General features: G+C 68.2%; 25 protein-coding genes. 13 read left to right on the forward strand and 12 right to left on the reverse strand.

The annotated features are described in order from the left end of the window. Positions 1-41: 41 nt before the first annotated feature. On the reverse strand, positions 42-1,031 hold the full coding sequence (locus ACLARN_RS35230; RefSeq protein WP_409495795.1) for an aldo/keto reductase family protein: 990 nt from the start codon (positions 1,029-1,031) through the stop codon (positions 42-44). 55 nt (positions 1,032-1,086) lie between these two features. Continuing rightward, positions 1,087-1,743 carry a DUF3043 domain-containing protein gene (locus ACLARN_RS35235; RefSeq protein ID WP_409495796.1) on the reverse strand — a complete coding sequence of 219 codons (657 nt, stop codon included), beginning with the start codon at positions 1,741-1,743 and terminating at the stop codon, positions 1,087-1,089. A 143-nt stretch (positions 1,744-1,886) separates the two neighbouring features. Here ACLARN_RS35235 and ACLARN_RS35240 point away from each other — a divergent pair, with 143 nt between their 5' ends. Then, positions 1,887-2,264 carry an iron-sulfur cluster assembly accessory protein gene (locus tag ACLARN_RS35240; RefSeq protein ID WP_409495797.1) on the forward strand — a complete coding sequence of 126 codons (378 nt, stop codon included), beginning with the start codon at positions 1,887-1,889 and terminating at the stop codon, positions 2,262-2,264. An 87-nt stretch (positions 2,265-2,351) separates the two neighbouring features. Here ACLARN_RS35240 and ACLARN_RS35245 read toward each other — a convergent pair whose 3' ends face one another. After that, a complete protein-coding gene (locus ACLARN_RS35245; protein WP_101609500.1) occupies positions 2,352-2,540 on the reverse strand; it encodes a hypothetical protein in 189 nt (62 codons plus the stop codon). Between the two features lie 141 nt (positions 2,541-2,681). On the opposite strand from ACLARN_RS35245, the gene ACLARN_RS35250 reads away from it, so the two are divergent. Then, a complete protein-coding gene (locus tag ACLARN_RS35250; RefSeq protein WP_409495798.1) occupies positions 2,682-3,674 on the forward strand; it encodes a carbohydrate kinase family protein in 993 nt (330 codons plus the stop codon). Between the two features lie 53 nt (positions 3,675-3,727). Here the strand turns inward: ACLARN_RS35250 and ACLARN_RS35255 are convergent, their stop codons facing one another. Further along, complete coding sequence (locus ACLARN_RS35255; RefSeq protein ID WP_409495799.1) at positions 3,728-4,381, reverse strand: alpha/beta fold hydrolase; 654 nt, start codon at positions 4,379-4,381, stop codon at positions 3,728-3,730. A 56-nt stretch (positions 4,382-4,437) separates the two neighbouring features. Continuing rightward, complete coding sequence (gene asnB / locus ACLARN_RS35260; protein ID WP_409495800.1) at positions 4,438-6,372, reverse strand: asparagine synthase (glutamine-hydrolyzing); 1,935 nt, start codon at positions 6,370-6,372, stop codon at positions 4,438-4,440. A gap of 194 nt (positions 6,373-6,566) precedes the next feature. Between asnB and ACLARN_RS35265 the strand changes: the two genes are divergently transcribed. Continuing rightward, the gene (locus ACLARN_RS35265; RefSeq protein ID WP_409495801.1) at positions 6,567-7,505 is read left to right on the forward strand and encodes a cytochrome c oxidase subunit II; all 939 of its coding nucleotides are present in this window, start codon (positions 6,567-6,569) and stop codon (positions 7,503-7,505) included. Between the two features lie 40 nt (positions 7,506-7,545). After that, on the forward strand, positions 7,546-7,965 hold the full coding sequence (locus ACLARN_RS35270; protein ID WP_409495802.1) for a cytochrome c oxidase subunit 4: 420 nt from the start codon (positions 7,546-7,548) through the stop codon (positions 7,963-7,965). 70 nt (positions 7,966-8,035) lie between these two features. Here the strand turns inward: ACLARN_RS35270 and ACLARN_RS35275 are convergent, their stop codons facing one another. Continuing rightward, positions 8,036-8,929, reverse strand: coding sequence for a DMT family transporter (locus ACLARN_RS35275; protein WP_409495803.1), 894 nt, complete (start codon positions 8,927-8,929; stop codon positions 8,036-8,038). An 82-nt stretch (positions 8,930-9,011) separates the two neighbouring features. Here ACLARN_RS35275 and ACLARN_RS35280 point away from each other — a divergent pair, with 82 nt between their 5' ends. Beyond that, on the forward strand, positions 9,012-9,974 hold the full coding sequence (locus ACLARN_RS35280) for a GlxA family transcriptional regulator (protein WP_409495804.1): 963 nt from the start codon (positions 9,012-9,014) through the stop codon (positions 9,972-9,974). On the opposite strand, the gene ACLARN_RS35285 is transcribed toward ACLARN_RS35280, so the two are convergent. Continuing rightward, complete coding sequence (locus tag ACLARN_RS35285; protein ID WP_409495805.1) at positions 9,971-10,366, reverse strand: cupin domain-containing protein; 396 nt, start codon at positions 10,364-10,366, stop codon at positions 9,971-9,973. The two genes, ACLARN_RS35280 and ACLARN_RS35285, sit on opposite strands and share 4 nt — an antisense overlap. A gap of 52 nt (positions 10,367-10,418) precedes the next feature. On the opposite strand from ACLARN_RS35285, the gene ACLARN_RS35290 reads away from it, so the two are divergent. Then, positions 10,419-11,384, forward strand: coding sequence for a helix-turn-helix domain-containing protein (locus ACLARN_RS35290; RefSeq protein WP_409495806.1), 966 nt, complete (start codon positions 10,419-10,421; stop codon positions 11,382-11,384). A gap of 268 nt (positions 11,385-11,652) precedes the next feature. Here the strand turns inward: ACLARN_RS35290 and trpD are convergent, their stop codons facing one another. The 3 genes from trpD to ACLARN_RS35305 are packed head-to-tail and all read right to left on the reverse strand — an operon-like array spanning position 11,653 to position 13,576. After that, positions 11,653-12,684 (reverse strand): anthranilate phosphoribosyltransferase, encoded by a 1,032-nt coding sequence (trpD, locus tag ACLARN_RS35295; protein ID WP_409495807.1) that lies wholly within the window; start codon positions 12,682-12,684, stop codon positions 11,653-11,655. A gap of 4 nt (positions 12,685-12,688) precedes the next feature. Continuing rightward, positions 12,689-13,099: a hypothetical protein gene (locus tag ACLARN_RS35300; RefSeq protein WP_016336048.1), complete on the reverse strand. Its 411-nt coding sequence runs from the start codon at positions 13,097-13,099 to the stop codon at positions 12,689-12,691. Between the two features lie 42 nt (positions 13,100-13,141). Beyond that, on the reverse strand, positions 13,142-13,576 hold the full coding sequence (locus ACLARN_RS35305; RefSeq protein ID WP_409495808.1) for a hypothetical protein: 435 nt from the start codon (positions 13,574-13,576) through the stop codon (positions 13,142-13,144). Positions 13,577-13,671: 95 nt separating this feature from the next. On the opposite strand from ACLARN_RS35305, the gene ACLARN_RS35310 reads away from it, so the two are divergent. From ACLARN_RS35310 to ACLARN_RS35325, 4 genes are read left to right on the forward strand one after another with little or no spacing between them, the layout of a single operon-like run. Beyond that, entirely contained in the window at positions 13,672-14,295 is a 624-nt protein-coding gene (locus ACLARN_RS35310; RefSeq protein WP_409495809.1) for a heme-copper oxidase subunit III, read from the forward strand. A 55-nt stretch (positions 14,296-14,350) separates the two neighbouring features. Then, a complete protein-coding gene (locus ACLARN_RS35315) occupies positions 14,351-15,172 on the forward strand; it encodes a c-type cytochrome (protein ID WP_409495810.1) in 822 nt (273 codons plus the stop codon). Then, positions 15,169-16,302, forward strand: a complete 1,134-nt coding sequence (locus ACLARN_RS35320; protein WP_409495811.1) for a ubiquinol-cytochrome c reductase iron-sulfur subunit — start codon at positions 15,169-15,171, stop codon at positions 16,300-16,302. Before ACLARN_RS35315 ends, ACLARN_RS35320 begins: the two co-directional genes overlap by 4 nt. Further along, on the forward strand, positions 16,299-17,966 hold the full coding sequence (locus tag ACLARN_RS35325; protein ID WP_409495812.1) for a cytochrome b: 1,668 nt from the start codon (positions 16,299-16,301) through the stop codon (positions 17,964-17,966). Before ACLARN_RS35320 ends, ACLARN_RS35325 begins: the two co-directional genes overlap by 4 nt. A gap of 75 nt (positions 17,967-18,041) precedes the next feature. On the opposite strand, the gene ACLARN_RS35330 is transcribed toward ACLARN_RS35325, so the two are convergent. Next, a complete protein-coding gene (locus tag ACLARN_RS35330) occupies positions 18,042-18,326 on the reverse strand; it encodes an Lrp/AsnC family transcriptional regulator (protein WP_005154220.1) in 285 nt (94 codons plus the stop codon). Between the two features lie 235 nt (positions 18,327-18,561). Further along, on the reverse strand, positions 18,562-20,280 hold the full coding sequence (locus ACLARN_RS35335) for a DEDD exonuclease domain-containing protein (RefSeq protein ID WP_409495813.1): 1,719 nt from the start codon (positions 20,278-20,280) through the stop codon (positions 18,562-18,564). Between the two features lie 96 nt (positions 20,281-20,376). Between ACLARN_RS35335 and ACLARN_RS35340 the strand changes: the two genes are divergently transcribed. The 3 genes from ACLARN_RS35340 (at position 20,377) to ACLARN_RS35350 (ending at position 23,878) form a co-directional block, all read left to right on the forward strand. Further along, on the forward strand, positions 20,377-21,765 hold the full coding sequence (locus tag ACLARN_RS35340; protein ID WP_409495814.1) for an NYN domain-containing protein: 1,389 nt from the start codon (positions 20,377-20,379) through the stop codon (positions 21,763-21,765). 371 nt (positions 21,766-22,136) lie between these two features. Further along, positions 22,137-22,379, forward strand: a complete 243-nt coding sequence (locus tag ACLARN_RS35345; RefSeq protein ID WP_409495815.1) for a hypothetical protein — start codon at positions 22,137-22,139, stop codon at positions 22,377-22,379. A 446-nt stretch (positions 22,380-22,825) separates the two neighbouring features. After that, positions 22,826-23,878, forward strand: coding sequence for an NlpC/P60 family protein (locus ACLARN_RS35350; RefSeq protein ID WP_409495816.1), 1,053 nt, complete (start codon positions 22,826-22,828; stop codon positions 23,876-23,878). Positions 23,879-23,898 lie beyond the last annotated feature (20 nt).

Consider the following 23,898-nt stretch of genomic DNA (forward strand, 5'->3'; position numbering starts at 1 on the left):
GGGAAAAGCGTCCGCATTTAGTCGACTACTTGCGGCGGGGATCAGGGCGAGCGGGTGAGGGTGGGGTCGGTCTCGGCGACGCCGTCGAGGGTCTCGTCGATCGCGGCGAGCAGATCCGCGTCCAGCTTCACGCCGGCCGCCTTCACGTTCTCGTGCACCTGCTCCGGCCGCGAAGCGCCGATGATCGCCGAAGCGACGTTCGGGTTCTGAAGCACCCACGCCACGGACAGTTGAGCCAGCGACAGGCCTGCCTTGTCCGCGATCGGCTGGAGCCGCTGGACTCGCTCGAGGACGTCGTCGTTGAGGAAGCGGGCGACCATGTTGGCGCCGCCCTTCTCGTCGGTCGCGCGGGAGCCCGCGGGCAGCGGCTGACCGGGCTTGTACTTGCCGGTGAGCACGCCTTGCGCGATCGGGGACCAGACGATCTGGCTGAGGCCCTCACGCTCGGACGCCGGGATGACCTGCGCCTCGATGACCCGCCACAGCGCGTTGTACTGCGGCTGGTTCGAGATGAGCGGCACCTTCAGTTCGCGGGCGATCGCCGCGCCCTGGGTGATTTGCTCGGCGGTCCACTCCGAGACGCCGATGTAGAGTGCCTTGCCCTGCCGGACGAGGTCGGCGAAGGCGAGGAACGTCTCTTCGAGCGGGACGGTCCGGTCGAACCGGTGCGCCTGGTAGAGGTCGACGTAGTCGGTGCCGAGCCGCTTCAGCGAAGCGTTCGCCGACTCGATGATGTGCTTGCGGCCCAGCCCCTGGTCGTTGGGGCCCTTGGGGCCGGTCGGCCAGTAGACCTTGGTGAAGATCTCCAGGCTTTCGCGCCGCAGGCCCTTGAGCCCGCGGCCGAGCACCGATTCGGCGGCCGTGTTCGCGTAGACGTCCGCGGTGTCGAAGGTGGTGATGCCGACGTCGAGCGCGGCCTTGATGCAGGCCTGGGCCTGGTCTTCTTCCACCTGGGACCCGTGGGTGAGCCAGTTGCCGTACGAGATTTCACTGACATTGAGGCCGCTGCGGCCTAGGCGTCGAAACTCCATGAGCGCGACTCTACCCCAGGCCGTTAGCCACGCTAACGACCTGGGTTTCGCCTGCTCAGACCTTGTCGCCCGGCTTCACCCGCGGCTTGGGGACGCGCAGCTTGCGGATCTGGCTCGCGCGGATGAAGGAGTACCAGCCGACCGAGGTGCCCTTGACCGTCTCGTCCGGGAACTTCAGGCGGACCATCTTCGCGATCCGGCGGCCGCTGAGCACGCCTTCGACGATCATGCCGAGCAGCATCACGGTGCACAGCAGGGTCGCGTAGCGCTGGACGTCCGGGTACGGCACCAGCAGGGCGACGAACACCAGGATCGCGAGTGGCATGAAGAGACCGAGCAGGTTGCGCCGCGAGTCGACCAGGTCGCGGATGTACGCCTTGACCGGACCGCGGTCACGCGGGAGCAGGTACTTGTCGTCGCCCGCCATCATCTTCTCGCGGCGTTCCTTGGCGGCGTTGCGCTGCTTCGCCTTGTACTCCGGGTCGGCCTTCGCGGACTTGCGGAGTTCCTTGTTGCGCTTCATCGCCTCACGCATGGTGGTCGGCGGGGGCGCCACCGGGCCACGGCGCTTGGCCTCGGCCTCACGCCGCTTGGGCGTGGCCTTGCCCTTTCCGGGCGTATACGCCTTGGCCTGGACCTCGACGGCCTCGTTGTCGAGGGTCTCGGTGTCGGTCGTGGCGGAGTCTGTGGTGCTACGGCGCAGGAACCTCACCTCACCAGGGTAGTCGCGGGCGTCACGGTGCCACGCACCAGCCCGATCGATATGTCACCATGGAGGGGAACAGATCGGGACTCCGACGTGTTGGACCATGTGCAAGACGAGTACCCGCAGCGAGTTCGACCAGAGGGAGAACCATGACGACCGCTGAGCAGGCAGCCGCAGCTCAGGCCGAAACCGCCGAGGAGACCCACGGCGTTACGTTGACCGACGCCGCCGCCGTCAAGGCGAAGGCCCTGCTCGAGCAGGAGGGCCGTGACGACATGCACCTGCGCATCGCCGTCCAGCCCGGTGGGTGCGCGGGCCTGCGCTACCAGCTGTTCTTCGACGAGCGCACGCTCGACGGTGACCTGTTCCGTGACTTCGACGGGCTCCGCGTGGCCGTCGACCGGATGAGCGCGCCGTACGTGTCGCGCGCGGTGATCGACTTCGTCGACTCGATCGAGAAGCAGGGCTTCACGATCGACAACCCGGACGCGACCGGCAGCTGCGCCTGCGGCGACAGCTTCCACTGACGTACTTCGAACATGAAGAAGGGCCGCGAACCTCACCCAGGTCGCGGCCCTTCTTCATGCCCGCGGCTCTTGATAGCCGCAGCGGGATCAGACGTAGGCGTCCAGATCGGCGACCTGGGCGAGACACCGCTCGTCCACGGTCCAGGGCGGAGCGATCTGCCGGGGCAGTGGCAGGTTCTCGGCCTGGAGGGACGACGGGATGCCGGCGCAGTCGGCGATGAGTTCGCCGATCGATTCCGGTTCGAGGTGATACGCGGAAGTGGTCACGAACGACAAGTTAATGACTCACGTTCGAGTAGGACACCACTACCAACCGGTAGTGTTCATGGCCGTGCCTGAAGCAACCCGTATGGGTCATGACCTGCGGGTAACTTAGCCGTCCTCGTTTCGGCGGGGCCGACCGATCAAGGAGAACCGGTGGCAGACAGCGCCAGGATCGCAGTATCCGGCAGTATCGCAACCGACCACCTCATGCACTTCCCGGGCAGGTTCGCCGAGCAGCTCGTCGCCGAGCAGCTGCACCGCGTGTCCCTGAGCTTCCTGGCCGACGACCTCGTCGTCCGGCGTGGCGGGATCGGCGCGAACATCGCCTTCGGCCTCGGTGTCCTCGGCAAGCGCCCGATCCTGGTCGGCGCGGTGGGCTCCGACTTCGCCGACTACCGCTCGTGGCTCGAGCGACACGGCGTCGACACCGCCGGTGTGCTGGTCTCCGAGGTCGCGCACACCGCCCGCTTCGTCTGCACCACCGACGAGGACCTCTGCCAGATCGCCACCTTCTACGCCGGCGCGATGGCCGAATCACGCAACATCGAACTGGAGCCGGTCGCCGCGCACGCCGGCGAGCTGTCGCTCGTGCTGATCAGCCCGGACGACCCCGAAGGCATGGTCCGGCACGCCGAGGAGTGCCGTCAGCGCGGCTACACCTTCGCCGTCGACCCCTCGCAGCAGCTGGCCCGGATGGACGGCGCGCAGGTGCGCGCCTTCGTCGAGGGCGCGAAGTACCTGTTCAGCAACGACTACGAATGGGAACTGCTGCTCCAGAAGACCGGCTGGACCGAGGCCGACGTCCTCGACCGCGTCGGCATGCGGATCACGACGCTCGGGGAGAAGGGTGTCGAGATCGTCGGCAAGGACGGCCTCGCGTTGCAGATCGGCGCCGTCCCCGAGCGCGGCAAGGTCGACCCGACCGGCGTCGGCGACGGCTTCCGCGCCGGGTTCATCGCCGGTATCGACGGCGGCCTGAGCCTGGAGCGTGCCGCGCAGCTGGGCTCGCTGATCGCCGTGCTGGTGCTGGAGACCGTGGGGACACAGGAGTGGGCCTTCGATCGCGCCGACGTCCTGGGCCGTCTCAAGGAGGCCTTCGGCCCGGAGTCCGCCGAGGAGATCGCGGCGATCCTGCCGGAATCCTGATCCCAAGCGCGTGAAGGCCCCCTTCCCTCGGCTCAGCCGAGGGAAGGGGGCCTTCACGCGCGTCCGGTCAGGATTCCGGCGACCTCGGCGGGGCGGGACACGTAGGGACAGTGCCCGGCGTCGATTTCGATCGCGGTGACGCCGAGCCGTTCCCGTGCGGCCCGCCGCATCCAGTCCGGACGAAGCGTGCGGTCGCGCGTCGGGACGATCACCGTCGACGGGATCTCCGGCGCGGGACCGGAGGGGTGCGCCGCGAGGACGGCGGGGTTGAACAGCCGCAAAGTGTCCAAGGCCCGGTGTTCGGTCTCGGGGTCGCAGTCGTGGAACAGGAACTCGGACGCCTTCGCGGGGTCGGCCGTCGGGTCCACGCCGATCCAGTCCGGTTCGAGAAAGGTCCGCGCCTCATCGCGCAGGCTCCGCCCACCGGCGAAGTCGGGGATGTAGGCGGCGACCCACACCATCGCCCGCGCGCCGAGCGCTTCGGCGATCGCGGGGAGCAGGACGCCGGACCCGGAATGGGCCACCACGACCGGCCGTTCGCCGTCGTACTGGTCCCGTGCGTGTTGCGCGTAGCCCTCGACCGGTAGCTCTTCCGGGGTCAGCAGGTCGACCGCGATCGCGCGGTGCCCGGCGGCGGTGAGCAGCTTGGCCACGCGGTCCCAGCCCGCGGGGCTCTGCGTCGTGCCGTGCACGAGGACGAAGTCCATGCCCCCATGCTGGCCTTCACCGAGTGAACGGTGAAGGCCAGCATGACGAGTCGTGACTAGAGCTTCACCGGGTAGACGGGTTCCGGCACCTCGGGCTTGATGCGGTTCTCGACGAAGATGCCGTGCCACAGCATGAACACCAACAGCGCCCACAGCTGGCGGCTGCGGTCGAGCTGACCGGCCTTGTGCTCGTCGAGCAGGGCCAGGACGGCCTTCTTGTCGAGCAGCGCGTCGGTCTGCGAGTCCGAGATGATGCCCTTGGCCCAGTCGTACATCTCGTTGCGCAGCCAGTGGCGGATCGGCACCGGGAAGCCGAGCTTGCGCCGGTTCAGCACGTGCGCCGGGATGATCTTCGCCAGTGCCTGGCGCAGCGCGTACTTCGTGGTGCCGTGCGCGAGCTTCTGGTCGAGCGGGATGGTCGCGGCGACCTTGAACACCTCGGCGTCGAGGAACGGCACGCGCAGTTCCAGCGAGTTCGCCATGGTCACCTTGTCGGCCTTGACCAGGATGTCGCCGCGCAGCCAGGTGTAGAGGTCGACGTGCTGCATCCGCGCGACCGGGTCCCAGTCCTCGGAGATCTTGTACCAAGGAGCGGTGACGTCCTTGAAGCCGACGCCTTCCTCGTACGTGCGCAGAACCTTGCGGAGCTGGTCGTCGCGGAAGTTGCGGGCGTTGCCGTAGTAGCGGTCCTCCAGCGGCAGCGCCCCGCGCCGCAGCAGGTCCTTGCCGCGGGTGCCCTCGGGGATCTTCGTGGAGACCTTGCCGATGATCTTCCGCATCCCGCCGGGGATCTTCTCGAACGGCGCCAGCGAGATCGGCTCGTTGTAGATCGTGTAGCCGCAGAACAGCTCGTCGGCGCCTTCGCCGGACAGCACCGCCTTGACGTGCTTGCGTGCTTCGCGGGCGATGAACCACAGCGGCACCAGCGCCGGGTCCGCCACCGGGTCGTCGAGGTACCAGACGATGAGCGGCAGCGCCTCCATCATCTCGTCCGCCGACACCGTGCGGATCACGTGCTTCACCCCGATCGCGGCGGCCGATTCGGCGGCGACGTCGACCTCGGAGTAGCCCTCGCGCTCGAACCCGGTGGTGAACGCGATCAGGTTCGGGTTGTGCTCCTTGGCCAGCGTCGCGGTCGCGGTGGAGTCGATACCGCCGGAGAGGAACGCGCCGACCGTGACGTCCGGGTCGGAGATCATGTGCTTGCCGACCGAGTCGCGCATCACGTCGGCGATGCGCTCGTACAGTTCGTCCGCCTCGGCCTGGCTGTTGACCGGCTTGGCGTTGAACTGCGGGTGGAAGTAGCGGGTGAATTCGACCTCGCCGCCGGGGACCACCCGGAACGACGTGCCGGACTCGACGCGGCGGATCCCGGTGTGCAGCGACTCGGGCTCCGGCACGTACTGCAGCACCAGATAGTGCTGCAGGGCCCTCCGGTCCAGCTTCTCCTCGACGCCGAGCACGCTCGAGAGCTCCAGCAGGCTCTTCTTCTCACTCGAGAAGGCGACCTTGCCGGGGCCGGCGGAGTAGAACAGGGGCTTGATGCCGAACGGGTCGCGCGCGCCGAAGACGACCTTCTCCTGGGAGTCCCAGATCATGAAGGCGAACATGCCGCGCAGCTTCTTCACCGCGTCGTCGCCGAGGTAGTGGTACGCCGCGACGATCGCCTCGCCGTCACCCTCTGTGGCGAATTTCGCACCGTGCCCGGCGGCCAGTTCGTCACGCAGCTCGCGGTAGTTGTAGATCTCGCCGTTGAAGTTCAGCGTGTAGCGCTCAGGAGCCTCCGGCGGACCCCAGACCAGCGGCTGGTGGGAGTGGTCGAGGTCGATGAAGGCGAGCCGGTTGAAGCCGTAGACGACCTCGGCGTCGGCCCAGGTGTCGTGCTCGTCGGGGCCGCGGTGCCGCTGGCAGCGCATGGCGGCGTCGACCGCTTCACGGGCGCCTGCCGCGTCGGCTTCGGTCGAACAGATCAGTCCAAGCAGGCCGCACACGTCTAGTTCACACACCTCTTGTTGGCCGAGCGGGGGAGAAGGGCCCAGTATGCCCGTGGGCACGCACACCCGGATGTGGTGGGGGATACGCGTGTTGTGGTTACCCCTTAGTCAGCGCGGCCCCGTAACTCGGCTAGGCTCCGCCATGTCACAAAGATCGGTCGAGGAGGCTCTGGGTGAAAGGGCAAGGCGCAGTGGGAAATCCAGAGCGCATCCCGGTTAAGCGGGCTGGTCGCGTCGCAGCGCTCGCCGCGCTGGTGATGCTGACCGCGACGGGCTGTTCCGGGGACGAGATCCTTCGTTTCGGCTGGCCGGTCGGGGTGACCCCGCAGGCGCACGACATGCGCACCCTGTGGACGTGGACGGTCGTCGCCGCGCTGGTCGTCGGTGTCATCGTCTGGGCGCTGATCTTCTGGACCGCGATCTTCCACCGCAAGAAGAAGACCGCCGACGGCGCGGAAGAGGAACTGCCCCGTCAGTTCCAGTACAACATCCCGCTGGAGCTCTTCACGGTCGTCGTCCCGACGATCATGGTCTGCGTGCTGTTCTTCTTCACCGCGACCACCGAGAACCGCGTGCTCGCCGAGACGGACAACCCGGACGTCACGGTCGACATCGTCGCGTTCCAGTGGAACTGGGAATTCAAGTACAAGAGCGACTCCAAGAACCACGACGACCCCGAGATCACCACGGTCGGCAGCTCGACCGAGATCCCGCTGCTCGTCCTGCCGACGAACAAGACGATCCAGTACAACCTGCGGTCGGCCGACGTCATCCACTCGTTCTGGGTGCCGGAGTTCCACTTCAAGCGGGACGTCATGCCGGATCCGGAGAAGAACAACCAGGACTTCACCTTCCAGAACTCGATCGACCGGGAAGGTTCGTTCGTCGGCCGCTGCGCCGAGCTGTGCGGCACCTACCACTCGGGGATGAACTTCGAGGTCAGGGCCCTGTCGCCGGACAAGTACGCGCAGTACATCCAGCTCCGCGGCGCGGTGAACCCGAAGAGCGGCAAGCCGAACACGGCTTCCGAGGCACTGACGGCGATGAACTGCGGCGACCTGTGCTCGCCCTACGCCGTCACCACCACCCCGTTCAACACCGACCGCACCGCGCGGGTCGCGTCCAACTGACCCGGCTGTTCGAGCCCGAAACAGGAGTGAGGCAACGTCCATGAAGGTCGAAGGACGGATTTTCTTCCTCGTCGCGGTCTTCTCCGTCGTCGTGGCGGGTGTTTACGCGTACATGACCGGAACGATGACCCGGGACGGCGTCGAGCCGGTCGGTGTGGTGGCCCTGATCCTCACCGGTGGCCTGGCCTTCCTGGCCGGGAGCTACCTGCAGTTCGTGGCGCGGCGCATCGAGCCGCGGCCGGAGGACCGGGAAGACGCCGAGATCAGCGACGGCGCCGGCGAGCTGGGCTTCTTCAGCCCCGGCAGCTACTGGCCGATCGGTCTCGCGGCGGCCGCCGCGCTGACCGGTGTCGCGCTCGCGTTCTTCCACATCTGGCTGCTGATCATCGCGCTGGGCCTGGTGATCGTCGCCATCGGCGGGCTGGTGTTCGAGTACCACACCGGTCCGAACCACGACTGACGTTCTGACGCCGAAGCGGCGCCCCGTTCCCTTTTGATGGGAGCAGGGCGCCGTTTTCGCATTCAGAGGACTAAACGCGAGAGGGGAGCGGCGCTTCCTTCGCTTCGGGCTTGGGCGCCTTCTTCGGTGCCAGTGCGGCCGCCAGGACGGCCAGCATCCCCACGCCCTCCAGCCACGTCGGCCGGTGCCCGTAGGCGAGGACGTCCACCACCACCGCGACCACCGGATAGACGTAGGACAGCAGCGCCACCGTCGCGGTCGGCAGCTTGCCGATGCTCGCGTACATCAGGACGTACATCAGCGCGGTGTGCACGGTCCCCAGCAGAACCAGCCACAGCAGCCCCGAGGTGTCCGTTGGCAGCGGCGTGACGAGCAGCGCGGGCGCGAGCACGATCGTGCCGGTCACCAGCTGGATGGCCGCCAGGACGTGCGGGCGCAGGTGTTTGAGCTGTTTCGCGACGAACGAGGCACCGGCGTAGAGCGCGGCCGCGCCGAGGGCGAGCGCGATTCCCGCCAGTCGCACGGGTTCGCCGTCGGCGCCGTGCGCGGACAGCGAGATCAGCGTCACCCCGCCGAACGCGATCAGCGCCCGGATCAGCTGGCTCTTCACCATTTTCTCGCCGAGGAACGCCGCGGCGAGACCGACCAGCATCAACGGCTGCGTGTGGTAGACGACGGTGCTGACGGAGATCGACGACAGCGCGTACGAAGCGAAGAGCAGCACCCAGTTCCCGACCAGGAACAGTCCGCCGAGGATGGCGAGCAGCAGGTCACGGTGGCTGAGCGTCCATGGCCGGAGCCAGCCTCGGGCGGCGCTCCACACCAGGAGCAGCAGGCCGCCGACGAGGCTCCTCGCGAACGCCACGGCGGGCGCGTCGGCGCCGCTTTCGAGGACGACGGCGCCGATCGTGCCGGACAGGGCCATCGCGGCGGTCCACTGGAGCAGAGGGTTGTTCTTGGTCATGGCGACCACTTTCGCCCTCACGCTCGCGCTCAACCAGTGTCAGAGATGACATCGACCGCAAAACTTATGACACACTGCCCGGATGGATGTGAAGAAGGTCGCGGTGGTGCTCGCCGACCACGTCTCGCCGTTCGAACTCGGCGTCGCGTGCGAGGTCTTCGGAACCGATCGCAGCGCCGACGGCATCGAGGGCTGGGACTTCGCGGTCTGCTCGCCCGGTGGGGAGAACGTCCTGAGCTGGTCCGGATTCGGGCTGAACAGCCTGGAGAGTCTGGACTTCGCGGCGTCCGCCGACCTGCTGATCGTCCCGACCTGCGCGCCGCGGAGCGCGAGCCCGCCGGAGCCGGTCCTCGAAGTCTTGCGTGACGCCGCGAGCCGGGGCGCCTGGGTCGCGGGTTTCTGCGCGGGTGTCTTCTCACTCGGCTACGCGGGGCTTCTCGACGGGCGCGACTGCACCGTGCATTGGGTCTACGAGCAGGAATTCCGGTCGCGCTTCCCGACGGCGAAGGTCGACCCGAAGGCGTTGTACGTCCATGACGGCGGTGTCCTCACCAGCGCGGGGACCGTCGCCGCCGTCGACCTGTGCCTGCATCTGGTGCGCGAACTTCGCGGTGTCGCCGCGGCCACCGCGCTGGCCCGGCGGATGGTCGCGGCGCCGCACCGGGTCGGCGGACAGGCGCAGTTCGTGCAGGCGCCGGTCCCCGAGACCGCCGCGCCGGACGACACCGTACTCGCCGAAGCGCTCGAATGGATCGAGCGGCGACTGGATCAGCCGTTCACCGTCGCGGAACTCGCCCGCCGCAGCGGTTTGGGGGAGCGCACGTTCCTGCGCCGGTTCTCGGCGGCCACCGGTACGACCCCGCACCGGTGGCTGACCGAACGCAGGCTCGATCGCGCCCAGTCGTTGCTCGAAGAAGGCCGTCTGTCCATTGAGGACATCGCAGTCGCCTGCGGGTACGCTTCCGCGGCGGCGCTGCGGCACCAGTTCGGCAAGCTTCGCGGAACCAGTCCGAGCGCCTACCGCAGGACGTTTTCCGTTGGCTAGAAGGAGATCTTCTGCCCAACAGTGACGGTCACGTGGTCGGGCACCTCATCGTGGCTGTCGCCGACCGACAGGGTTCCGGTCGGTTCGAAGAGCAGCAGTGACGCACCGTCCACTGAGGACGGTTTGTGGTAAGTGCCTCGCGGGACGACGAACACCGACCCGCGAGGCAGCGTCACGACCCGCTCTCCCGCTTCCTCGCGCAACGCGATGTCGAGGCTCCCGTCGAGGACGAGGAAGAACTCATCGGTGTTCTCGTGGACGTGCCAGACGTGCTCGCCCGCCACCTTGGCGAGGCGGACGTCGTAGTCGTTGACGTTGGCGACGATCCGCGGGCTCCAGATCTCGTCGAACCCGGCCAGCGCGGTCCCCAGATCGATCGGCTGCTTGCTCATGATCCGATCTTGGCCGCTGGACCGCCTGAGAGGTGAGTGCTAGGAATCGCATATGTCGCATGATTTCTCGCACGAGGTCGCCGTCCTGGTCGACGAGGGCTCCAACCCCTTCGAAATGGGCGTCGCGACCGAGCTCTTCGGCCTGCGGCGGCCGGAACTGGACCGGCCCTGGTACGGCTTCACGCTGTGCGCCGCCGAGCCGTCCGTGCGCATGCACCTGGGGATGTTCACCCTCACCGGTATCGCCGGGCTCGAAGCCGCGGAATCCGCCGACACGGTGATCGTGCCCAACCGACTCGATCCGGAGCGTCCGGCCAGGGAATCGGTACTGACGGCCATCCGTGACGCGTCCGCGCGGGGTGCCCGGCTGGTGAGTTTCTGTACCGGTGCCTTCACCCTCGCGCAGGCGGGTGTCCTGGACGGGCGGCGTGCGACGACGCACTGGAGGTGGGCCGAGCGGTTCCGGGCGCTGTTCCCCGAAGTGCGGCTGGAACCGGACGTCCTGTTCGTCGACGACGGCGACGTCCTGACCGCGGCGGGCAGCGCGGCCGCGCTCGATCTGGGGCTGCACCTGATCAGCCGCGACCACGGTGCCGAGATCGCCAACGCGGTGAGCAGGCGGCTGGTGTTCGCCGGGCACCGCGACGGTGGCCAGCGGCAGTTCGTCGAGCGTCCGGTGCCGTCGGTGCCGGACACCTCATTGGCGCCGGTGCTCGAATGGGCACGCGAACGACTGGACCGGCCGCTCACCGTCGCCGACCTCGCCACCCGGGCGGCCGCCAGTCAGGCGACGCTGCACCGCCGGTTCCGTGCCGAACTGGGGACGACGCCGCTGGCGTGGCTCACGACGGAACGGATCGCGCTGGCGTGCCGGCTGATCGAGCGCGGGGAGCAGCGGCTGGACCGGGTGGCGCGGGTTTCGGGTTTCGGTACCGCGGCGAACCTGCGTACGCAGCTTCGCCGCGGTACCGGCCTGACGCCTACGGCTTACCGGGCGCGCTTCAGCACCGCTTCGTAGTCGGTCGCCCGTGCAATGAAAGGCCCCTTCATTGCAAAATTTGCTATGAAGGGGCCTTTCATGTCACGCCATTGTCTCTGTCGCGAAGTGTCGGCTGGGGAGTCCGTGAAGGCCTCCTTCCCTACCTTGAGCGTAGGGAAGGAGGCCTTCACTACGTCGCTGGCCAGGCGTAGCGCGCCGGTGGCCACCCCGCAGTCGCCCCAATGTTATGAACGGACCTTTCATAACAAATCTTGTTATGAAAGGTCCGTTCATAACACGCGCGAAGCTAAGAGAAGGCGATCCACCGGGTCAGCAGGTCGGCCGCCGCACCCGAGTCGACGGCCGAGGCCGCCCGCGCCAGGCCCGCGGCGAGGTCGTCTTCCAGCGAGCCCGAGAACCCGGTGAAGGCGGCCAGCGCGGCCGCCGAGTTGAGCAGCACTGCGTCCCGCACCGGCCCGGTCTTGCCGCCCATCACCTGGCGGAACACCTCGGCGTTGTGCGCCGCGTCGCCGCCGCGCAGGTCTTCGGCGGTCGCGCGCGCGATGCCCAGCGACGAAGGGTCGAAGCTGCGCTCGGTGATCTCGCCACCGGAGACCACCCATACCGAACTCGTGGTCGTGGTGGTGAGCTCGTCGAGCCCGTCGTCGCCACGGACGAGCAGCACGGTCATCCCTCGACGCGCGAAAACCTCGGCCAGGACATGGGTCTTGTCCTCGTAGGCGCAGCCGATCAGCGAACTGCGCGGCTGCGCGGGGTTGGTCAGCGGGCCCAGCAGGTTGAACGTCGTCGGCACGCCGAGTTCACCGCGCGTCGGGCCGGCGTGGCGCAGGGCGGGGTGGAACTTCGGGGCGAAGCAGAAGCCGATGCCCAGTTCGTTCACGCTGCGCTGGACCGTCTCGGGCGGCAGGTCGATGGTGACGCCCAGTTCCTCCAGCACGTCCGCGGCACCGGACTTCGACGACGCGCTGCGGTTGCCGTGCTTGGCAACCGGAGCACCGGCCGCGGCCGTCACCACCGTGGCCATGGTGGAGATGTTGACCGAGTTGGACCGGTCGCCGCCGGTACCGACGATGTCCACCGACGGCCGGTCGATCGTCACCCGTTTGGCGTGCGCCAGCATGGCGTCGGCCATGCCGGAGATTTCCGCCGGTGTCTCGCCCTTCGCGCGCAGCGCGACGGCGAATCCGGCGATCTGGGAGGGCGTCGCCGCCCCGCTCATGATCTGGTCCATCGCCCACGCGGTGTCCTGTTCGGACAGGTCCGTGCGCGCGATGAGCTGGTTGAGCAGGGACGGCCAGGTCTTGGCGGCCGCGCTCATCGGCTCAGCCGTGCACGGCCGGCACCCGCCGGGCGCGCAGCACGTCGGCGACCGTCTCGGCGGCGGTCAGCGGGTCGAGCGGGTGGACCAGTACCGCGTCGGCCTGCGACCAGGTCGCGAGCCAGCGGTCGTCCTTGCGCCGGACCGAAACCACGATCGGCGGGCAATCCTCGATCTCGTTCTTGAGCTGGCGGGTCAGCCCGATGCCGCCGGTCGGCTGCGCCTCGCCGTCGAGGATGGCCAGGTCCACGTTGCCCGCGTCCATCTCGACGAGCACCTCGGAGATACCGGACGCCTCGGTGTAGTCCACTCGGCCGAGGTCGGCGGCGGGCCTGCGGCCGACGGCGTTGATGATCGCCTCGCGCACCTCCGCCTTGTGGCTGAACACCAGGATCCGCATCGCCTGCTCGCCCATGAGCGCGCCTCCGCCTCGTCTAGTCATGTCGACCCCGCGATGTTATCCGCCATGACCGACATCACGTGTACCGGTCGGAGGCTGGAGCGCGTCCCAGCCCAGCGAATCGCCGCCGAGCCGTTGCGCGAGCCCCACCATCCGTGACCGTTCCTGCGCGCAGTGCAGCGCGTCGAGGGTCTGGACGCGCAGCGCGTGCGCCAGCGTGAGGTCGCCGTCCGGCCCCTGTTCTCGCAGCTCCCAGCCGTCCTGGGCGAGGATCGATGTCGCCTCCGCCACCTTTTCGGGCGGCAGTTTCAAGTGGTGGCGCAGGATCGCGGGCGCATCGGCGACCCAAGCGGGTGATCTCGCGAGCACCGAAGAGTCCGCCTCGGCCGGATCGAAGGCCGCCGCGACGATCTCCACGCCGGGCGTGTCGACCGTCAGACCTGGGAGGTTCGGCTTCTTGACCAGGTCACGAAGCCGATCTAGTAAACCCATGAGTAGCCCGGTTCCCTCTTTCGTTCAGATGTGACCCGACACGCACGCGACTTGCCGTGGACCCACCCGGCGGGCCCCGTGCGTGAGAGGACATAATGCGACGCGTGACAACGGCAGCTCCCACCATCAGCCAGCGGGTCCACTCGCTGAACCGGCCGAACATGGTCAGTGTCGGCACCATCGTGTGGCTGTCCAGCGAACTGATGTTCTTCGCCGGACTGTTCGCCATGTTCTTCACCGTGAAGGCGCAGAACGCGTCCGGCCAATGGCCGCCGCCGCTGCACGGTGAGCCTTTCCACCTGAACATCGCGCTGGCGATCCCGTTCACGGTGATCCTCGTGGCGTCGTCGTTCACCTGCCAGTTCGGTGTGTTCGCCGCCGAAAAGGGTGACGTGTTCGGCCTCCGCCGCTGGTACATCATCACGTTGATCATGGGCGCGATCTTCGTCGGCGGTCAGGGTTACGAGTACATCAACCTGATCCACGAGGGGCTGACCATCCCGTCCGGCGCGTACGGAACGGTCTTCTACCTCGCGACCGGGTTCCACGGCCTGCACGTCATCGGCGGGCTCGTCGCGTTCGTGTACCTGCTCATCCGCACCAAGCTGAGCAAGTTCACCCCGGCCCAGGCCACCTCGGCGATCGTCGTGTCGTACTACTGGCACTTCGTCGACATCGTGTGGGTGGGCCTGTTCGCGGTGATCTACATCCTTCCGTGATCGAAGCCCCCACCACGACCTATCGGCCTGAACTGACAGCAAGGGTTGCCGCAAGATGACCTCCAGTAAGGACAAGACGGAGCGCCGCCGCTTCCGCGCGCGGTCGAAGCTGCACCGGCGGTTCGCCGGCGCGCTGGCGCTCGGGATCGCGCTGCTGAGCGTGGGCGGGCTGTACGCCGTTTTCGCACCGGAGCCGCAGACCGCGCAGGCGCAGGGCGAGTCCGCCCTCCTGCGTGAGGGCGAGAAGCTCTACAACAACACGTGTATCGAATGCCACGGGCCGAAGCTCGAAGGCGTCACCGACCGTGGCCCGAGCCTCATCGGCATCGGCGACGCGGCCGTGTACTTCCAGACCTCGACCGGCCGCATGCCCGCCGTGCGCCAGGAGGCCCAGGCGCAGCGGAAGCCGCCGAAGCTGTCCGAGGCCGAGATCAGCGCGCTGGGCGCCTACATCCAGGCCAACGGCGGTGGCGCGCAGCGTCCCGCCGAGAAGGGTGACGCGCTGCGCGGCGAGGACGTCGCGCGCGGCAGCGAACTCTTCCGCCTCAACTGCGCTTCCTGCCACGGCTTCACCGGCCGCGGCGGCGCGCTCTCGTCGGGCAAGTTCGCCCCGAACCTGGACCCGGCCACGGAAGAGCAGATCTACACCGCGATGCTCACCGGGCCGCAGAACATGCCCAAGTTCTCCGACCGGCAGCTGTCGCCGGAGGAGAAGAAGGACATCATCGCGTTCGTGAAGTCCGTGAGTGACGGGAAAAACTCCCCCGGCGGTAGCTCGCTCGGCGGTCTTGGCCCGGCCTCGGAGGGCGCGATCGCGTGGATCGTCGGGATCGCCGCGCTGATCGGCGTGACGTTGTGGATTGGATCGAAGGCATGAGCGCCGAAGGGCCGAAGCCGCCGACAGAGGCGGAATTGGCGGACATGGATCGCGACCAGCTCGTCAAGCTGGGGACCGCGCTCGACGGGGTCGAGATCGTGGAGTACCCGAAGCCGTGGCCGGTCGAGGGGACGCGGGCGGAGAAGCGCGCCGAGCGCTCGGTCGCTCTCTGGTTCGTGCTGGCCGCGCTGTCCGGCCTCGCGTTCGTGGTCCTCATCGCGTGGCCGCACTGGTTCGAGTACAAGGAGCCGGGCAAGACCGGCTACACCATGTACACGCTGTACACGCCGCTTCTCGGTGTCACGCTCGGCTTTGCCGTGCTCGCCATCGGCATCGGCGCGGTCCTCTACACCAAGAAGTTCATCCCGGCCGAGGTCGCGGTGCAGGAGCGCGGGGACGGCGGGTCGAAAGAGGTCGACAAGGCCACCATCCTCGCGCAGCTGGCCCACTCGGGCACCGACAGCACCATCGCGCGCCGTTCGCTGATCAAGCGGTCCGCGGGCGCCGGTGCCGGTGTGCTCGGCCTCGCCGTCGCGGCACTGCCGGTCGCGTCCTTCATCAAGGACCCGTGGAAGGACACCGAGAACCGCGAATCGCTGTGGCACTCGGGCTGGAAGAAGAACTTCCCGGAAGAGGTCGTCTACCTGCGCCGCAACACCGGCCGTCCGCACGAGGTCTCCCTGGTCAAGGTCGAGGACCTCGACGCGGGCGCCATGGAGACGGTGTTCCCGTTCCGCGAGTCGGAGCGGGAGGACGAGCACGCGCTGTCGGCCGCCTTCAAGCGGGTCGACAACCCCGTCATGTTGATCCGCCTTCGCCCCACCGACGCCGCCAAGGTCGTCAAGCGGGCGAACCAGGAGGATTACAACTTCGGCGACTACTACGCGTACACGAAGATCTGCAGCCACGTGGGCTGCCCGACCTCCCTGTACGAGCAGCGGACCAACCGCATCCTCTGCCCCTGTCACCAGTCGCAGTTCGACGCGCTCCACTACGCGAAGCCGATTTTCGGTCCTGCTACGAGGCCGTTGGCGCAGCTTCCGATTACAGTGGACAAAGAGGGTTACCTGGTCGCGCGCGGAGACTTCAACGAGGCCGTCGGGCCGGCCTTTTGGGAGCGTAAGTCATGAGTTCACTCACCACTCCGACGAAGGGGACGAACCCGGTCGAGAAGGCCGCGGGCGCGGGTGCGAAGTGGGCCGACGACCGGTATCACCTGGCCAAGGGCATGCGGCACCAGATCAACAAGGTGTTCCCGACGCACTGGTCGTTCCTGCTCGGCGAGATCGCGCTCTACAGCTTCATCATCCTGCTGCTGTCGGGTGTGTACCTCACGCTGTTCTTCGACCCCTCCATGGAGGAGGTCGTCTACAACGGCAGCTTCACCGGCCTGCAAGGCGTCGAGATGTCGCGGGCCTTCGCGACCACGCTCGACATCTCGTTCGACGTCCGGGGCGGTCTGTTCGTCCGCCAGCTGCACCACTGGGCCGCGCTGATCTTCGTGGCCTCGATGATGGTGCACATGTTCCGGATCTTCTTCACCGGCGCGTTCCGTCGCCCGCGTGAGGCGAACTGGGTCATCGGCGCGCTGCTGCTGGTCCTGGGCATGTTCGAGGGCTTCTTCGGCTACTCGCTCCCGGACGACCTGCTCTCCGGTACCGGTATCCGCGCGACGCTGTCGGGCATTGTGCTGTCGGTGCCGGTCATGGGCACCTGGATCCACTGGGCGTTGTTCGGCGGGGAGTTCCCCGGCAACGAGATCATCCCGCGCCTGTACACGATCCACATCCTGCTGCTGCCGGGCATCATGCTCGCACTGGTGGGCGCGCACCTCGCGCTGGTCTGGTACCAGAAGCACACGCAGTTCCCTGGCGTGCGCCGCAAGGAGACCAACGTCGTCGGCGTCCGCATCATGCCGGTCTTCGCGCTCAAGGGTGGTGCGTTCTTCGCACTGGTCACCGGCGTCATCGCGCTGATGTCGGGCCTCTTCCAGATCAACCCGATCTGGAACATCGGCCCGTACAACGCGGCGCAGGTCTCGGCGGGTTCACAGCCTGACTGGTACATGGCCTGGGCCGACGGCATGCTGCGGATCTGGCCGGCGTGGGAGCTCTACCTCGGGAACTACACGGTCCCGGCGGTGTTCTTCCCCGGTGCGGTCGGCATGCCACTGCTGATCGGGTTGCTGGTGATGTATCCCTGGATCGAGCGAAAGCTGTCCAAGGACACCGCGCACCACAACCTGCTGCAACGTCCGCGCGACGTCCCGGTCCGGACGTCGCTGGGCATCATGGCCCTGACGTTCTTCGCGGTCATCATGCTGTCGGGCTTCAACGACATCATCGCGTTCGCCTTCGACATCTCGCTGAACGCGACGACGTGGGCAGGCCGGATCGGCGTGCTGCTGCTGCCGCCGATCGCGTACTACCTCACCTACCGGATCTGCCTCGGTCTCCAGCGGGCCGACCGCGAGGTGCTGGAGCACGGTGTCGAAACCGGCATCATCAAGCGCCTGCCGCACGGTGAGTTCATCGAAATCCACCAGCCGCTCGGCCCGGTGGACGACCACGGTCACCCGCTGCCGCTCGAGTACCAGGGCGCGTCGGTGCCGAAGAAGATGAACAAGCTCGGCTCGGCCGGACACGCCGTCGCGGGTTCGACCTGGTCACCGGACCCGGTCGAGGAGACGATCGCGCTGGAGCGCGCCCGGTCCAACGGGCACGGCAACGGCAAGGTCGACGACATCGGCGGCGAGCCCTCGGCGGAGCGCAAGGAAATCACCTCCGGGCACTAGCCCGTCAGAAGTACATGAAGGCCCCCTTACTTGCGCCAGGCGCAAGTAAGGGGGCCTTCATGTACTTGGGGGCGCTCAGGCGCCTTCGACGCCGATGTCGAACGCGGACTCGCTGTCGGCCTTCGAGTACGAGCGGAACGCGATGTGCGTGACCGTGCTCAGCACGCCGGGGACCTTGCCGATCTTCGCCGGGATCAGATCCGCGAGGTCTTCGTGGGCCGCGACGCGGACCGAAGCGATCAGGTCGACGTCGCCCGCGCAGGAGTAGACCTCGCGGACGCCCTCGATGTCCGCGATCGCCTGTGCCGCCTCGGGGATCGCATCGGCCTCGACCTGGATCAGCACGATCGCCGTGATCAAAGGGTCCTCCTACGTCGGTGAATCCGGTGCCAGAATCCTAGCCCGCGACCCGCTCCAGTGCCGTCGCACTCGCGGTCTTCGCGCCCAGGCGACCCTGACACCGCGCGAGTTCCGGCCCCAGGCACGCGATGACGGGACCAAGGACGTCAAACAGCAGGGGCACGCGACGTCATGCGTGATTGGAGGCGGGACACGCGTGTCTGAAGGCGGAACACGTAACAGCAGGGGTGCGGTGTCAGCCCGCGACCCGTTCCAGTGCCGTCGCACTCGCCGCCAGGTCGAGCCACTCCTGCCAGCCGCCCGCGACGGCCGCTTCCGCCCACGGATGGGTGGTGCGCACGAGCCGGACGCCGGGCCGGGTCAGCCAGCGCAGCAGGATGCGGACCTCCTCCGGGATCGCGCCGAAGAGCGGGCCGGGACCGGGGAGCACCGTTTCGGCCGAGGCCACCAGCATCTCGACCACCGGCATCGGCGGCACCCCGCGCCGCGCGACGCCCGCCGACGCGAGCCTGCCGTACCGGATCACCGCCAGTTCCCAGCCGCCGTTCCCGTCCGGGCCGGCGGCGATCAGCTCCGGAATGCCGGCCAGCGCCGACAGCCGGTGCGCCCGGCCGACCGCGCGGATCAGCCCGGCCAGCTGATCGCGGTGCTGGGCCGCCTGTTCGAAATGCTCCGCCGAGGCGAGCCGGGCCAGCTGATCGGCGGCGGCCCGCAGCGGCCCTCCGTCCGTCCCGGCGATGAGACCGGACACCGCCAGCACACCTGGCTGGTACGCCTCGACCGTTTGCAGCCCGGCGCACGGCGCTCCGCAGCGGCCGAGTTCGGCGAGGACACAGGGCTTGCCGCTCGGCGCGGTGGCCGAGATGCGCTGAGTGCACGTCCGCAGTCCCGAGGCGCCGGCGAGGGCGTCCGCGGCGGACCGGGCGTCCGTTTGGCTACGGAAGGGCCCCAGCATCCCGTCTCGCGGCATGCGGACCACCGAAAGGCGAGGGAAGGCCTCCTCGGTCAGCGCGACCCACCAGGCGTGCCGTGGGTTCTTGGAACGGCGGTTGTACATCGGACGGTGGGCGGCGATCAGCCGCAACTCCCGGATCGCGGCCTCCAGCGCGTGCGCGCATTCGACCGCGTCGACCCGTTCGGCGAGCGCGACCATCTCCCGGATCCGGCCACGGCTCTCCGAACCGGTGAAGTACTGCCGGACCCGGCGGCGCAGATCGGACGACGTCCCGACATAGAGGACTTCGTCGCTGGGGCCGCGGAACAGGTACACACCGGGCCTCGACGGCAGATGTTCCGCGAGAGAACGTTTGCGCCGCTGGGCCGGGGTGACCTCGGGCAGATAGTCCAGCAGTTCTTCGAGCGTGTGGACACCGACGTTGCCGACGCGTCCGAGCAACGCGTGCAGGACGTCCACAGTGGCGCGCGCGTCCGCGAGGGCGCGGTGGTTGGGCGTCGTCGTGGCCCCGAACAACGCCGCCAGCGCGGAAAGCCGGTAGCTGGGCGTCTCGTCCCGGGAAATGACGCGGCGGGCGAGCCGGACCGTGCAGACGACGGTCGTTTTGGGCCAGTGGTAACCGTGCCCTTCGCAGGCCGCGCGCATGAACCCGGTGTCGAAGGGGGCGTTATGCGCCACCAGCACGCAACCGGAGATGAATTCGAGGAAAGCGGGCAGCACGCGATCGATGCGGGGAGCGTCGTAGACCATCGCGCTGGTGATGCCGGTGAGCTCGACGATCTGCGGCGGGATCGGCATCCCCGGGTTGACGAAGGTGGCGAATTCGCCGAGGACCTCACCCGCCCGGACCTTGACCGCGCCTATCTCGGTGATCCCGTCCGGCCCGGGTTTCGTTCCGGTGGTCTCCAGGTCGAATACGACGAAAGTGGTGTCCCGCAAGGGTGTTCCGAGTTCGTCGAAGGCGAGTTGTGCCGCCCCCGGCCGCCGTTCGGTGTCCATGATCGGGCACAGTAGGGGTGGGCACCGACAATCTCACGATCCGCGCACGGTGTCCCATCGAGCGCGCCCCGAGCCGGTGGGGCCTACGCTGGAGCGATGCAGCCGCAGCCCGCAGTGCCCGAACTGCCCGAGGACGCCACTGGCGGACCCTCGGGCGTCGTGGCGTCGGCAGGTGGGACGGAGCCGTCCGAAGAGGTCCCGGCGGAGGGCTGGACCGCCTTGCCGGAGGCCGTGCGGGAGCGGATCGCCGAGCTGGCGGCCGCCGCCGTCGGCAAGCTGCCGATCGCCGACGTGCCGAGGCAGCTGCGCCCGGTCGCGAAGTTCGCCCCGGCGAAACGCGCGAAACTCGGCGGGACGGCGCTGATCGCCGCGCTGGGGGAGTCGTCGCAGTTCCGGGTCGCGGTCACCGAATGGCTGCGCGACCACCGCAAGGACGCCCTCGACCCGAACGACCCCGATTCCGTCACCGCCGCGGCCGCCGCCGTGCTGCTGGGCGAGGCGGGCGCGGCGGGCCGGGTCCGGCTGGTGGCGAAGAACGCCGAAGAAACGGCGTTGCGTGCCGAACGCGACGCCGCGCTGGCGCGCAACCAGCGGCTCGAGACCGAAGTGGCCCAGCTCCGCGAAGAGTTGCGTGAGGCCAAGGAGATCGCCGGTGGCGCGCGGGGCGAACGTGACGCCGAGGTCGAGAAACTGCTGAAGCGCCTGCGAGAGCAAGGTGTCCAGCTTCGCCAGGCCAAGGACGCGGTCGCCGATGTCCACGCCCAGATGGAGAGTGGCGGCGCCGAGCGCGCCGAGGAGATCAAGGCGCTGAAGGCCCAGTTGGACCGTGAGCGGCAGCGGGTCGCCACCGAGCGGGCGCGGGCGGAGAAGGCGGTTACGGACGCTGAGATCGCCCGTCAGTCCGCGCGCGAGGCACGTCAGGCCGACGAGGTCCGGCTCGGGCTGCTGCTGGACACGATCGAGGGCGCGGTCGGCGGGCTGCGCCGGGAACTTTCGGTGAGCGCGCGGGGCCAGCGTCCGGCGGACATGGTCCGCGGTGCGACGTCGGGCCTGGGGGCGGGCGGCAAGATCCAGGACGTCACCGCGCTCGACCGGTACCTCGCGCTGCCCAACGTGCACGTGATCGTCGACGGCTACAACGTCACGAAGACCGGGTATCCGGAGTTGGCGCTTTCCGACCAGCGCGACCGGCTGATCCACCAGCTTTCCGCGCTTGCCGCGCGGACCGGCGCCGAGGTGACCGTGGTGTTCGACGGCGCCGGTGTGCTCTCCGTGCCCGCGGCGGTGCCGCGCGGGGTGCGGGTGCTGTTCTCCGAACGCGGCGTGCTCGCGGACGACGTCATCCGGTCCCTGGTCGCGGCCGAGCCGCCAGGGCGGCCGATGGTGGTCGCCAGCACGGACCGGGCGGTGGCGGACTCGGTACGGCGGAAGGGCGCGCACCCGGTGCCTTCGGCGGTGCTGGTGTCGCGGCTCAGCCGGGTTTAGGGCGGGGCAGGGTGTCGTGAGTGGCGATGCAGGTCAGCTGGCTATTCGTCATGGCGCAGGCTGACGATGAAGGAATTGGGACGTTGAGTGTCCCAATTCCTTCACCGTCGCGGGGGCACACCGGTTGCGGAATCCTCCCCGCTCGACCCTTTCGGGCACTAGCGGTGTCAAGTCCGGATTACCAAGAGCAGTGCTGATCAGCAGCTCTGCGACTTTGCCGGGACCCTGACCTAGGCGCAAACAAGGGGGCCTTCATGTACTTCAGGCGCCCAGGGCGCCGGTCCCGAGCCGGCGCCCACCACGTACGAGGCTCCGAAACTGTCGGTGGTCGCTCTTAATGTGCACCTCACCACTGAAAGTGAGGAGCCGAGATGGACGACAAGGCCATCGCCGATATAGCGGACATAGAGACGTTCGTCATCGATTGTGACCGCTGCGCGGTCCGCGGTGACGCATGTCATGACTGTGTCGTCAGTGTCCTTTTGGGTGCGCCGCCGTCGCTCGAATGGGACGCCGACGAGCGGAAAGCGGTCGACGCGCTCGCGAAGGCCGGGATGGTCCCGCACCTCAGGATGGTCGAAATCGTCGGTCAGGAGCGCCGGATGTCGGCTTGAGACACGCCACGACGGTGGCATTCGGCGAGTGGTCGATCCGATCGGGTGAACGGTAGGTAGTCGCGACCAGCCCCAGGATGTAACGCCCGTCACAACTTTCCGCTCATGCTGGTCCGAAGGTGTTTCGGCGCATCACGGAGAGTTTTTGCGCCTGCCATGGTGGACGTGGTGCCCGTGGTTTCGTAACCTGTCCGAGATCTCGTGGCCGGAAGTCGTCGCCAGATGACGACACGGGATCGCCACCGAAGCAGCTTTGTCGGGGAGTTGCACCAGAACCAGCCGCGCGCCAAACCTGTTGCGATAGCACTCGGCCAGGCGCAAGGCGGGAACGCGGGGAACCGCGCGGGCCTCACGGTCGGCGACGCGGCTTCGCGGAAGAGGGCCCCCGACCTCTTCGTCCCAGGTTTCGGAGTCGGTGGCCGACAGCAAAGGAGACACGCGCGACCGTGCAGTCGCATCCAGTCAAGCGCGTGGTGTCAGGAGCTTTGGCCGCGGCCGCGGTGATCACCGCCGTAACGGTCGCCCAGCCTGCCGCCACTGCTGCCCCAGCCCCCGCCCCCCAACAGCCCCCCTCCGGATCGGAGGCGCTCGCCAAGTACCGCGACCTCGCGGCACAGGCCGAGAAGGCAAACGAAGACCTCCTCAAGGCGAAGGACGATCTCGCCGCGAAGCAGGGCGAGCTCGACAAGGCCACTTCGGACGCCGCCTCCGCCAAGGAGACCGGCATCAAGGCGGCCGGAGACGAGAAGACGTTCCAGGCCGAGGTCAACAAGTTCGCCGGTGCGTCGTTCACCAGCGGTGTGCAGCTGAACAAGCTGTCCTCGCTGCTGTCGGGCGCGTCGACCCAGGACTTCCTGGAGCGCTCCTCGGCGCTCGAGGTCCTCGCCGCGAACAAGAACACCGCCCTGAACAACCTGAGCGGCGCTGTCGCCCAGGCCGCGGCCGCCGCGAAGCAGGCGTCGGACGCCGAAGGCGCGGCAACCGCCGCTCGTGACACCGCCGCCAAGCTGACGACGGACATCGAGGCGCGCAAGAAGACGCTGGATGGCCAGCTCCAGGAGATCCAGCGGGCCAGCGGCAACCTGAGCACCGCGGACAAGGCCGCCCAGAAGGACAAGGGCGGCGCGTTCCCCAACCTGCCCGCTCCGGGTCCCGCCGCCGCTTCGGCCCTCTCGGCCGCGAAGAGCAAGCTCGGCAGCCCCTACGGCTGGGGTGACGTCGGCCCGTCGTCGTTCGACTGCTCGGGTCTGATGATGTGGGCGTACAAGCAGGCCGGTCTCACCCTGCCGCGGTCCAGCCGTCAGCAGTCCACCTTCGGCGCCCCGGTGGAGCGCTCGCAGCTCCAGCCGGGCGACCTGGTGTTCTACAACTCGCCGGTTTCGCACGTCGGCATGTACGTCGGCAACGGCATGATGGTGCACGCGCCGACCACCGGTGACGTCGTCAAGGTGTCGCCGCTGCAGAACAACTACGTCGGAGCCCGTCGCCCGACGGCCTGACGAAAAGCGAAAAAAGGGGC

The organism is Amycolatopsis sp. cmx-11-12 (genome assembly GCF_046269425.1).
Classification (GTDB): domain Bacteria; phylum Actinomycetota; class Actinomycetes; order Mycobacteriales; family Pseudonocardiaceae; genus Amycolatopsis.